Here is an 11,602-nt window from a genome sequence, read left to right on the forward strand (position 1 = left end):
TCGGCCAAGGCCCGGCCGCCACCGGCGAGTTCGTGCCGGCGCTCACGGGCCCGGCCGATCGACTTGGGGTCGATCGGCGTCGGCCAGTACCAGCACGACCTGTCCGAGGTGAAGCTGTCGCGTTCGCTGGACGCGGTGGTGGAGGACTGTGTGAACGGCGTCGGCGTGGACGTCAACACGGCGTCGGCCCCGCTGCTCTCCCGCGTCTCCGGCATCACCTCCGGACTCGCCGAGAACATCGTGGCCCACCGCGACTCCAACGGCCCGTTCACCTCACGCGGCCAGCTGAAGAACGTGGCACGGCTCGGCCCCAAGGCCTACGAGCAGTGCGCGGGCTTCCTGCGGATCCGCGGCGGCGACGACCCGCTGGACGCGTCCAGCGTGCACCCTGAGGCGTACCCGGTGGTCCGGCGCATGGTGAAGACGTCCGGGCAGGAAGTGGCCTCGCTCATCGGCAACACGGGTGTGCTGCGTTCGCTGAAGCCGACGGAGTTCGTGGACGAGACGTTCGGTCTGCCGACCGTGACGGACATCCTCAAGGAGCTGGAGAAGCCGGGGCGCGACCCGCGTCCTGCGTTCAAGACGGCGACCTTCAAGGAGGGCGTCGAGAAGATCTCCGACCTGACCTCCGGGATGGTGCTGGAGGGTGTCGTCACGAACGTCGCCGCGTTCGGGGCGTTCATCGATGTCGGTGTCCACCAGGACGGGCTCGCGCATGTGTCCGCGCTGTCGAAGACGTTCGTCAAGGACCCGCGTGAGGTTGTGAAGCCGGGTGACATCGTCAAGGTGAAGGTGCTCGACGTGGACATTCCGCGTAAGCGCATCTCGCTGACTCTGCGGCTGGATGACGAGGCTGCGCCGAAGGAGCAGGGGCAGCAGGGCGGTGGGGGTGAGCGGCGTCAGCGGGGTGGGCGGCCGCCTCAGCAGCGGCAGCAACAGCGGCAGGGCGGTGGGGGTGGCGGTGGTTCGCGCCAGGCTGCGCCGCCTGCCAACAGTGCGATGGCTGATGCTCTTCGCAAGGCCGGGTTGCTCAATCCGAAGGACGGCAAGCGCCGCTGACGGTTGTGGGGAGCTGCGGGTCCGTTGTGGCTGGTCGCGCAGTTCCCCGCGCCCCTGACGGGGCGCTCCCTGAACGTCGGACAGGCTGCTAACGCTCCTCCACCTTGCCCGCCGACACCTCCAAGCGGCGGGTCACATGGACCGCGTCCAGCATGCGGCGGTCGTGGGTGACGAGGAGGAGCGTGCCCTCGTAGGCGTCGAGGGCGGATTCCAGTTGTTCGATGGCCGGTAGGTCGAGGTGGTTGGTGGGCTCGTCCAGGACCAGGAGGTTGACTCCTCGTCCCTGGAGGAGGGCCAGGGCCGACCTCGTGCGTTCGCCCGGGGAGAGGGTCGCCGCCGAGCGCATGACGTGGTGGGCCTTGAGGCCGAACTTGGCCAGCAGGGTGCGTACTTCGGCCGGTTCGGTGTCCGGGACGGCCGCGCAGAACGCGTCGAGCAGGGACTCCTCACCGTGGAACAGCTTGCGGGCCTGGTCGACCTCGCCGACCAGGACGCCGGAGCCGAGCGAGGCCGTGCCGGAGTCCAGCGGGATGCGGCCGAGGAGGGCGCCGAGCAGGGTCGACTTGCCCGCGCCGTTCGCCCCGGTCACCGCGACCCGGTCCGCCCAGTCGATCTGGAGGGTGACCGGGCCGAAGGAGAAGTCGCCGCGGCGGACCTCGGCGTCGCGCAGGGTGGCCACGACGGCGCCCGAACGCGGGGCCGAGGCGATCTCCATGCGCAGTTCCCACTCCTTGCGGGGCTCCTCGACGACGTCGAGGCGTTCGATCATGCGCTGGGTCTGGCGGGCCTTCGCGGCCTGCTTCTCGCTGGCCTCGCTGCGGAACTTGCGGCCGATCTTGTCGTTGTCGTTGTTCGCCTTGCGGCGGGCGTTCTTGACGCCCTTGTCCATCCAGCCGCGCTGCATCTGGGCGCGGTCCTGGAGGGCGGAGCGCTTGTCCGCGTACTCGTCGAAGTCGTCGCGGGCGTGCCTTCGGGCCACCTCCCGCTCCTCCAGGTAGGCCTCGTAGCCACCGCCGTAGAGGGTGATCTGCTGCTGGGCCAGGTCGAGTTCGAGGACCTTGGTGACCGTGCGGGTGAGGAACTCGCGGTCGTGCGACACGACGACCGTGCCGGCGCGCAGGCCCGAGACGAAACGCTCCAGGCGCTCCAGGCCGTCCAGGTCGAGGTCGTTAGTGGGCTCGTCGAGGAGGAAGACGTCGTAGCGGGACAGGAGGAGGGAGGCTAGTCCGGCGCGGGCCGCCTGGCCGCCGGAGAGGGCGGTCATGGGCTGGTCGAGGTCGACGGACAGGCCCAGGGAGTCGGTGACCTCCTCGGCCCGCTCGTCGAGGTCGGCGCCGCCGAGGTCGAGCCAGCGCTCCAGGCTCGTCGAGTAGACGTCGTCGGCGCCGGGCGCGCCGTCGACCAGCGCCTGGGTGGCCTCGTCCATCACCCGCTGGGCCTCGGCGACTCCGGTGCGGCGGGCCAGGAACTCCCGTACCGTCTCGCCGGGCCGACGCTCGGGCTCCTGCGGGAGGTGGCCGACGGTGGCGCTCGGCGGGGAGAGCCTGAGCTCCCCCTCCTCGGGTGCGAGCAGGCCCGCGAGCATCTTGAGCAGGGTGGACTTGCCCGCGCCGTTGGCGCCGACCAGCCCGATCACGTCGCCGGGCGCGACGACGAGGTCGAGTCCGGCGAAGAGGGCGCGGTCGCCGTGTCCGGCGGCGAGATTCTTGGCGACGAGGGTGGCAGTCATCAGACCGCCGATCCTAACGTCCGGGTGACGTCTCCCGCCGCCGAGTTCTCACCGCGCCATCGCCTCCACCAGCACACTCCCGGCCGTCCGCGCCACCACGAAGGACTGCCCCCTCACCGCCTTGGCGTCCAGGGCGATCCGGTGCCGGCCCGGTTCGAGGACGCCGTCGAAGACCTCGTGGGCGTGGGCGCGGTAGAGGCGGTCGAGGCGGTACGCCGTGAGGTTCACCCGGCAGGAGGAGGTGACCTCGACGCCCGCCTCGCCGTCGGCGGCGACCAGGCGGGTGAGCCGGCGCAGCTCCACCGGGCTGCGGTCCAGGGCGTGTTCGATCTGGGCGACGAGCAGCGGGACTATCGGGGCGAGGCCGTCGACGTAGGCGACGTCGACGCCCGCCTGTTCGAAGGCGGTGCGTACGGAGGCACGTTCCTGCTCGGTGACCGCACGGCCGAAGGCGACGGCGCCGTAGCCGCGCAGTTCGTCGGTGTGGACGTCGTTCGTGTCGTGGGCGATGTCGGCGCCGATGCCGATGATGCGCAGGGCGGCGGCGAGTTTGGCGAGCAGGGCGACACGGGCGCCGATCAGCAGGACCCGGCGGCGGGTGCTGCCCGGGCCGCCGTCGAGGAGGGCGCCCAGTGCCTCGCGGTACTCGGTGCCGTCGAAGCGGAACGGCCCTATGCCGTGGTAGCCGTTGAGCTCCAGGTCGGCGTGTTCGTCGGTCTGCCAGGCGAAGTCCCGCCAGATGTAGTCGTCGCCGTCCTTCTCGATGGCCGCGGTGACGGCGCCGCAGGCCAGGTCGGCGCACTCGGGGCAGCCGTAGATGACGTAACGCCCGTCCGGGAGCGGGGCGTCCGCCTCCAGGAGCAGGCTGCGGACCTGTTCGGTGAAGATCGCGGGTGGGATGTCGGAGGCCAGTGGGGAGACGGCGTCGAGGTCGGAGAGCTGGAACAGCAGCGGGCGTCCGTCGACGATGAAGTCCAGGAAGTCCCGGTGCACCTGGTAGTCACCATTGACGAGGACTCCACCGGCACGCATCGCCGGTGCCAGGCCGAAGGTCGCGTACGCGGCAGACATGCTGTGAGTATTCCCGCAGCGACAGCGATCTGCGCACGGCATGGGACATTCCGCTACGGTCCCGGGATGGAGAGCGGATCGAACAGCGATGTGATCGTGATCGGTGGCGGGGTCGTCGGGCTGACCACGGCCGTCGTCCTCGCCGAACGCGGGACACGAGTGCGGGTCTGGTCCCGGGATCCCGCCGAGCGCACGACCTCGGCCGTTGCCGGGGCGCTCTGGTGGCCGTACCGGATCGAGCCGGAGGCGCGGACCGGCGCGTGGGCGCTGCGCGCGCTCGGCGTGTACGAGGAGTTGGCGGCGCGACCCGCGCAGACGGGCGTACGCATGGCCGAGGGCGTACTCGGTGAGACGCGGCTGGACGAGCTGGGGCCGTGGGCGGCGCGGGTGCCGGGGCTGCGAGCGGCGACGGGCGACGAGTACGCGGGGACGGGGCTGTGGGCTCGGTTGCCGCTGATCGACATGCCGACCCATCTGCCGTGGCTGCGCGAGCGGTTGGCGAAGGCGGGCGGGGTGGTCGAGGAGCGTACGGTGTCCTCGCTGGCGGAGGCGGACGCGCCGGTGGTGGTCAACTGCTCGGGCCTTGCCGCCCGTGAGCTGGTGCCGGACGCGAACGTGTATCCCGTGCGAGGGCAGTTGGTCGTGGTGGAGAACCCCGGGATCGACACCTGGCTGGTCACCACGGGCGCCGACGGCGAGATGGCGTACTTCTTCCCGCAGCCCGGTCGTCTCCTCCTCGGCGGCACGGCCGACGAACACGCCTGGTCCACCGAGCCGGATCCGGCGGTGGCCGAGGCGATCGTACGGCGGTGTGCGGCGCTGCGCCCTGAGATCGCCGGGGCGCGGGTCCTTGAGCACCGGGTGGGGTTGCGGCCGGCCCGGGACGCGGTCCGGCTGGAGAGTGAAGTCCTCGCAGACGGGCGGGTGTTGGTGCACAACTACGGTCATGGTGGGGCGGGGGTGACGGTGGCCTGGGGGTGTGCGGAGGAGGCGGCCGGGCTCGCCGTCGGCGCTGGAGCGGCGGGGTGAGGTGGGCCGGGGCCTGACCGAACGGCGGGTGAGCCGCGCCCTGCTCGGCCCGAGCGGTGGGGGTGAGCCCCCCGGCCCTGCTCGGCCCGAGCGGGGGTGAGCCCCCCGGTCACGCCCCAACAACGCGTAAGCCGCGCCGCGTTCTATCCCGCCCGCCCCACTCCTCTCACCCGTGATCGTGCCCCAAGGGATCCCCCTCCGTGTCCGTGCCAGGGCCCGGGCCGACCTTGATCTCGAAGTCGCCGTCGTACTTCTTGTGGCCCTCGATGACGGCGAGTTCGACGGCCTCGGAGCCCATCTCGCCGCGGACGATGACCGGGTCGCGGCGCAGGTCGCGCATGAGGGCGACGCACATGCCGATCATCACCAGGACGAAGGGCGCGGCGGCCAGGATGGTGAGGTTCTGGAGGCCGGTGAGGGCGTCGTCCTCGCCGCTGCCGACGAGCAGCATGATGGCCGCGACCGCTCCGGTGACGACACCCCAGAACACGACGACGAACCGGCCGGGTTCGAGGGCGCCCTTCTGGGAAAGCGTGCCCATCACGATGGACGCGGCGTCGGCGCCGGAGACGAAGAAGATGCCGACCAGGAGCATGACCAGGAGGCTGGTGGCGGTCGCGATGGGGAACTCCTGGAGGACGCCGAAGAGTTGGGCCTCGGGCGTCGACTTGCCGCCCAGCGCGCCGCCCTCCTTCAGCTTCATCGCCGTACCGCCGAAGACCGCGAACCAGACGAGGCTGACCGTGCTGGGCACGAGGATGACGCCGCCGACGAACTGCCGGACGGTGCGGCCGCGGCTGATCCTGGCGATGAACATGCCGACGAAGGGCGTCCAGGAGATCCACCAGGCCCAGTAGAAGACGGTCCAGCTGCCCAGCCAGTCCGCGACGCCCTTGCCGCCGCTGGCCTCGGTGCGGCCGGCGAGCTGGGGCAGGTCGCCGAGGTAGGCGAAGATCGAGGTGGGCAGCAGGTCGAGCACGATGATCGTGGGGCCCGCGATGAAGACGAAGACCGCCAGGATCAGGGCCAGCACCATGTTGATGTTGGACAGCCACTGGATGCCCTTCTCGACACCGGAGACGGCCGAGGCGACGAACGCCAGGGTCAGCACGGCGATGATGGCGACGAGCAGGCCGGTGCTCACGTCGTCCATCCAGTCCAACTCCTGGAATCCGGAGCCGATCTGGAGCGCGCCGAGACCGAGGGAGGCCGCGGAGCCGAAGACGGTGGCGATGATCGCGAGGATGTCGATGACCCGCCCGGCGGCGCCGTTCGCGTGCCGCTCCCCGATGAGCGGGGTGAAGACCGCGCTGATGGTCTGGCGGCGGCGTTTGCGGAAGGTGCTGTAGGCGATGCCGAGGCCGACCACCGCGTAGATCGCCCAGGGGTGCAGCGTCCAGTGGAAGAGGGTGGTGGCCATCGCCGTCTGCATGCGCTCGCCGGAGTCGGCGGGGGTGGTGCCGGGCGGCGGGGTCGTGTAGTGCGCGAGCGGCTCGCTGACGCCGTAGAACATCAGGCCGATGCCCATGCCGGCGCTGAACATCATCGCGACCCAGGACACCGTGCGGAACTCGGGTTCCTCGCCCTCGGCGCCGAGGTGGATGCGGCCGTAGCGGCTGATCGCCAGCCACAGGGCGAAGGCGACGAAGCACGAGGCGGACAGCATGAAGGCCCAACCGCCGTTGTGGATCAGGCCGTTGAGCATCGTCGTGGAGGCGCTCTCCAGGGAGTCCGTGGCCGCCCAGCCCCAGATCACGAAGGCCACGGTGATGGCGGCGGTGACACCGAACACCACCTGGTCGGTGCGGTTGCCGGGAGGGGCCGACGCGCCTTCCCGGTCGCCTCCCTGCTGCGGATCGTCGGTCATCGGCGGCACCTTCCCCTGGGTGATTTGGGCATATCTGTTGGGCTTTGACCCAAGGGCCTATCACAAGTGCCGCGGTCCGCGCGGCTTCCGCGCTCGGTGCCGGTCCGAGTCGTGGATTCGGCTATGCCTGAAACGTCTGGCGGTGCCATGTCAGGCCACCCCACGCTGACCCCGGAACGACCACGAACCACTCAGACCCCGGGGGAATCGGATGAGGCAGAAGAAGAAGTCGATCAGAGCGATGTTCGCCGCCCTGCTGTGCGCGGGCGCCCTGATCGCCACGACGGGTACCGCGGACGCCGTGCAGGAGTCGGCGGACGGAGGCACCTCCGTGCTGGTCGTGAACACCTTCCAGAGCCTGGGCACGCTGCGCTGCATGGACGACAGCAACTCCTTCGGGTTCCGCACGTTCCCCTGCAACGGCGGCATCTACCAGAACTGGGACGTCCACGTCTTCAACGACGGCACGCGCCGCTTCCAGAACCAGGCCACGGGACGCTGTCTCTACGACGGCCCGGCCGGGTTCAGCACCCGGTTCTGCGACAGTTCGGAGTCCGTGAGCTGGTACATCGTCCGCCACCACGAGGTGCGCCTGACCTTCCGCAACCAGTACACCGACCGCTGCATCGACGACAGCGACGACAGCGGCTTCCGCACGACCGGCTGCAACGGCGGCATCTACCAGGACTGGGTCTGACGGACCGTCACACGCGAAGGAGGCGCAATGGCCGACGAGATGGTGGAACTCGCGCAGCGGTTCATCAACTCCTACAACGTGTCCGGCATCCCGAAGGTGGAGGTGAACGGGCGGACCAGCTGGACGGTGATGTACGCCCTGACCCGGGCGCTCCAGTACGAACTGGGCATCACCACGCTGTCGGACACCTTCGGTCCGACGACGCTCAGCACGCTCCAGTCCCGGTTCGGGCCGCAGATCGACGACCTGACCCGGCACGGCAACGTCTACCGGATCGTGCAGTCGGGCCTGTACTGCAAGGGCTATGACGGCGGCGGCATGGACGGCACCTACAACGGCAGGACCGCGGACTCGGTCGCCGAGCTCAAGTCCAACATGGGTGTGGGCGGGGCCTATCCGGGCAGCGGGCTGCAGCCGAAGGTGTTCAAGGCGCTGCTCACCATGGACCCGTACGTCCGGGTGGGCAACGGCACCGAGCAGGTGCGCCAGATCCAGCAGTGGCTCAACGGGCGATACGTCCAGCGCCGGGAGTTCTTCATCTGCCCGGCCGACGGGAACTTCTCCCGGGACGTGCAGAAGGCGCTGGTCTTCGCCCTCCAGTACGAGATCGGCATGAGCGACGACGTCGCCAACGGGCGCTTCGGGCCCGGGACTCAGGACGGCGTCAGGACCCAGGCGGTGCTCGGCCTCGGCTCGGCCGACGGCGCCAAGCAGTTCGTGCACCTCTTCCAGGCGGCGATGCGGTTCAACGGCTGGGACGTCGCGTTCGACGGCTTCTACTCGGGGTCGCTGCTCAGCACCGTCGTGGACTTCCAGCGGTTCGCGCAGCTGCTGCCCACCAACGGCAGCGCGGACTTCCGGACTTGGGCCTCGCTGCTGGTCAGCACCGGCGATCCGAGCAGGGCCGGCACCGCGGCCGACTGCATCACCGAGATCACCCCGGCCCGCGCCCAGGCGCTGCGCGCCGCCGGATACACCACGGTGGGGCGGTACTTGACCAACGCGAACGTCACCAACCCCAAGAACAAGAAGATCCAGCCCGGTGAACTCGCCAATATCGTCGCGGGCGGTCTCTCGGTCTTCCCGATCTACCAGACCAACGGCGGCGATCCGGAGTACTTCAACGCGCAGCAGGGCGCCACGGACGCCCTGGCGGCCCTGGAGGCGGCCCGGGGGCACGGGTTCAAGTACGGCACCACCATCTACTTCTCCGTCGACTACGACGCCGTCGACGAGGAGATCACCAGTCGGGTCATCCCGCACTTCCGCGGCCTGGTGAACCGTATGAACGCGTACGGCAGCGAGTACCGGGTCGGTGTCTACGCACCCCGCAACATCTGCAGCCGGCTCGCCAAGGCCGGTCTGACGGTGGCCAGTTTCGTGTCGGACATGTCGACGGGGTACAGCGGCAACCTGGGCTTCCCGCTGCCGAAGGACTGGGCCTTCGACCAGATCGCGACGATCACGGTGGGCTCGGGCGCCGGATTCATCGAGATCGACAAGGACGTCGCGTCCGGCCGTGACACCGGGCAGACCCAGTTCGCGCCCCGGGGGCCGGACACCGCGCTGGACGTGCCCTTCGACATGAGCTTGCGGAGTGGGCTGACCTCGGGTCTCGTCAACTACATCGTGGCCAACGGCCACGACGACTGGTACCGAGCCCGCAGTGCCGAGGAGTGCATCGCCAAGGTCCTCGACATGGACGCGCTGATCACGGGACTCGCGCGGTCCTTCCGGATGCGCAAGTCGCTCATCCAGGCCGTGGTCTTCTGGGAGTACCAGGCGGACTTCACCGACGAGGCCGTGGACGTGCTGGTCGCCACCTACTTCAACTGGGAGGAGGCGCAGGCTCTCTGGGAGCAGAACCCCGTCGGGGAACCGCCCGCCCCTCCGCCGGTGATCAAGGACGACTCCAGCACGGGCGTCGCCCAGATCTTCGGCAGGACCGCGATCAAGGCCCGTAACCACTGCATTCGCGCGGACGTGATCTCGGCCCCGATCCAGGACACGGAGGACTGGCGGGCGCGCCGGGCGGTCTGGGACCAGCTGCGCAACGACGACGACTACAACGTGAGCATCGTCCCGCTGATCCACATCTGGTCCGCTGCCATCGACGGCATCACCGCCGACCGGCTGAGCTACTCGGACGCCGACATCGTCAACGTGCTCTCCCTGTACAACGGCGCCGACGAATACGGCCGCCGAGCGCGCGACCTCTACAACATTTTCGAGGCCTACAACGCAGTCGTGCGCGGCTGAAAGGGGAACCGGCATGCAGATCAGAGACACGGACGGACCGGGCGGCAGAGGCCTGCCCCGGCGGACCCTGCTGCTCACCGGACTCGCAGGGGCGGTGGTGGCCGGCATGTCCCTGCCGACGGCCGCTCCCGCCTCGGCCGCGGCCGGTACCACCAGCGCCAACGGCTGGCCCGTCACCGCCACCGGCATCACCACCCTGCCCGTCCCGGGCACCCCGGCCTCCGTCGAACTGCGCGAGGGCGAGGTCTCGGTGGTGCTCCTGCACGTCGTACGACGTTTCCACTACGAGGTCGAGGAGGTGGCCCGGCACGAACTGGCCGGGCACCGGCCCGCCGCGGGGCTGACCGGGCACCTGACCAACTACGCCTCCGGGACCGCCGTGGCAATCCGCCCGGACGCCTATCCGCTCGGCGCGGACGGCGTGCTCTTCCCGCACCAGGAGCGCGCGGTACGGGACATCGTCCGGGAGTGCGAGGGCGTGGTGGCCTGGGGCGGCCGGATGCGCCGCCCGCATGTGGCGCACTTCCAGATCGACGTCCGTCCCGGTGATCCCCGGCTGCGCCGGCTGGCCGCCCGGATCGGCGGCTGGACTCAACTCCCGGGCGAGGGTGCCGGGGTGTTCCCGCTGGCCGCCTGACCGGAGCCCCATCTGGCCGCCGGGCTCGCGGGCCCGGCGGCCGGCTGTGCCCCGCTCTCCGGCCAGCGCTGCGGGATGCCGCGTCGGCCGTCCAGGAGGGCCTGCCCGAGCGGTGTCGTGCTGTGGTGGACGCCCTGTCCCCGGCGCTGGGTGACGATCAGGCCCGCCTCGCGCAGGGCGGCCGCGTGCTGCGAGACCGTCGCCGGGGACACGATGAGCCGCCGGGCCAGCTCACCGGTCGAACCGCCGCCCGAGGCCGCCGCGCTGAGCAGTTCGGCACGTGTGCGGCCCAGCAGGGTGCGTAGCGCCTCGCGCCCGTCGCTCACCGGCCCGTCCTCTTCCTGGGCCCAGCCGAGGTCGTGGACGACGGGATAGACGATCACCGGGGGACGGTCCGCGTCGCGCAGGGTGATCGGGGCGCGCCGGCAGAAGAACGACGGCACCAGGAGCAGCCCGCGGCCCTCCAGGTGGATGTCGCGGTCGTACGCGCTGGCCATGGTGAGGACGCCCGACTCCCAGCGCAGGCCCGGGTGGACGGTGGCCAGCATGGCTTCGGTGCCTCCGTCGAGGACGGCGCGCGCACGCAGCGCGCGGTCCGCCTCGACGGTCGTGCGCACCCGCGCCCAGTGCGGGCGCAGGGCGTGGTCGAAGTAGCCGCGCAGGGCCGCGCCCAGGCGGCCCAGTGTTCCCGTGTCGCCCTCGGCGAGGGGCCGGGTCCAGGTTCCGAGGCGGCGCGCGGCGGCCAGCCCGGCCACGTCCCGGCGCAGCAGTTTGCGCGGGGTGGACAGGACGGCGTCGATCCCCGCGTCCAGCTCGTTCCGGTCGAGCGCGGGGGTGAGGAAGTCGGCCGAGTAGCCGCGGGGCGGGGCCAGATCGAGCAGCATGCGGACGCCCGCGGGCAGCCGGGTGCGGACGTGCCGCCGCCACGGCCCGAAGACGACCGCCCCTTCGCAGCCGGCGAGCAGGTGCAGGCTGAGCAGGACCTCCCACATGGGATGCGGTCCGCTCGCGACCCGTATCCGGGCCAGGTCGGCGTCGGTGAAATGGAACTTCAGCATGGTGGTTCCCCCGTGGTGGTGCATCGCGCTGTGGTCAGGAGCGGTTCCGCGCCGTGGTCAGCGGCGGTGCCGGTCCCTGAATCCGTCGGCCCACGGCGCGGAGATCGGCCTTGCGCTGATCCGCGGCAAGTCCCGCGGCGACAAGCCCATCGGCTCGCTGCTGTTCAACTTCGGCGGTCCCGGCGGCTCGGGCGTC

General features: G+C 70.7%; 9 protein-coding genes and 1 pseudogene. 6 read left to right on the top strand and 4 right to left on the bottom strand.

The annotated features are described in order from the left end of the window. Positions 1 to 1,059 (top strand): helix-hairpin-helix domain-containing protein (locus ACWDR3_RS45320; protein WP_450358551.1); only part of this gene is annotated, 1,059 nt, incomplete at its 5' end. Positions 1,060 to 1,147: 88 nt separating this feature from the next. Here the strand turns inward: ACWDR3_RS45320 and ACWDR3_RS45325 are convergent. Beyond that, positions 1,148 to 2,788 carry an ABC-F family ATP-binding cassette domain-containing protein gene (locus ACWDR3_RS45325; protein WP_450358552.1) on the bottom strand — a complete coding sequence of 547 codons (1,641 nt, stop codon included), beginning with the start codon at positions 2,786 to 2,788 and terminating at the stop codon, positions 1,148 to 1,150. Positions 2,789 to 2,836: 48 nt separating this feature from the next. After that, positions 2,837 to 3,859 carry an oxidoreductase gene (locus ACWDR3_RS45330; RefSeq protein WP_450358553.1) on the bottom strand — a complete coding sequence of 341 codons (1,023 nt, stop codon included), beginning with the start codon at positions 3,857 to 3,859 and terminating at the stop codon, positions 2,837 to 2,839. Between the two features lie 66 nt (positions 3,860 to 3,925). Here ACWDR3_RS45330 and ACWDR3_RS45335 point away from each other — a divergent pair, with 66 nt between their 5' ends. After that, positions 3,926 to 4,888, top strand: a complete 963-nt coding sequence (locus ACWDR3_RS45335; protein ID WP_450358554.1) for an FAD-dependent oxidoreductase — start codon at positions 3,926 to 3,928, stop codon at positions 4,886 to 4,888. A gap of 166 nt (positions 4,889 to 5,054) precedes the next feature. On the opposite strand, the gene ACWDR3_RS45340 is transcribed toward ACWDR3_RS45335, so the two are convergent. Further along, the gene (locus tag ACWDR3_RS45340; protein WP_450358555.1) at positions 5,055 to 6,755 is read right to left on the bottom strand and encodes a BCCT family transporter; all 1,701 of its coding nucleotides are present in this window, start codon (positions 6,753 to 6,755) and stop codon (positions 5,055 to 5,057) included. 211 nt (positions 6,756 to 6,966) lie between these two features. Here ACWDR3_RS45340 and ACWDR3_RS45345 point away from each other — a divergent pair, with 211 nt between their 5' ends. Genes ACWDR3_RS45345 through ACWDR3_RS45355 form a run of 3 tightly spaced genes read left to right on the top strand, consistent with a single transcriptional unit; the run spans position 6,967 to position 10,348 of the window. Then, complete coding sequence (locus ACWDR3_RS45345; RefSeq protein WP_450358556.1) at positions 6,967 to 7,452, top strand: RICIN domain-containing protein; 486 nt, start codon at positions 6,967 to 6,969, stop codon at positions 7,450 to 7,452. A gap of 27 nt (positions 7,453 to 7,479) precedes the next feature. Further along, positions 7,480 to 9,711, top strand: coding sequence for a glycoside hydrolase domain-containing protein (locus ACWDR3_RS45350; protein WP_450358557.1), 2,232 nt, complete (start codon positions 7,480 to 7,482; stop codon positions 9,709 to 9,711). A 13-nt stretch (positions 9,712 to 9,724) separates the two neighbouring features. After that, on the top strand, positions 9,725 to 10,348 hold the full coding sequence (locus ACWDR3_RS45355; RefSeq protein ID WP_450358558.1) for a hypothetical protein: 624 nt from the start codon (positions 9,725 to 9,727) through the stop codon (positions 10,346 to 10,348). Here the strand turns inward: ACWDR3_RS45355 and ACWDR3_RS45360 are convergent. After that, positions 10,303 to 11,406 (bottom strand): ArsR family transcriptional regulator, encoded by a 1,104-nt coding sequence (locus tag ACWDR3_RS45360; RefSeq protein ID WP_450358559.1) that lies wholly within the window; start codon positions 11,404 to 11,406, stop codon positions 10,303 to 10,305. The genes ACWDR3_RS45355 and ACWDR3_RS45360 overlap by 46 nt on opposite strands. Between ACWDR3_RS45360 and ACWDR3_RS45365 the strand changes: the two are divergent. Continuing rightward, a pseudogene (locus ACWDR3_RS45365) lies at positions 11,405 to 11,602 on the top strand (hypothetical protein); the annotation flags it as partial. The gene ACWDR3_RS45360 and the pseudogene ACWDR3_RS45365 overlap by 2 nt on opposite strands.

The organism is Streptomyces sp. NPDC001002, assembly GCF_053599215.1.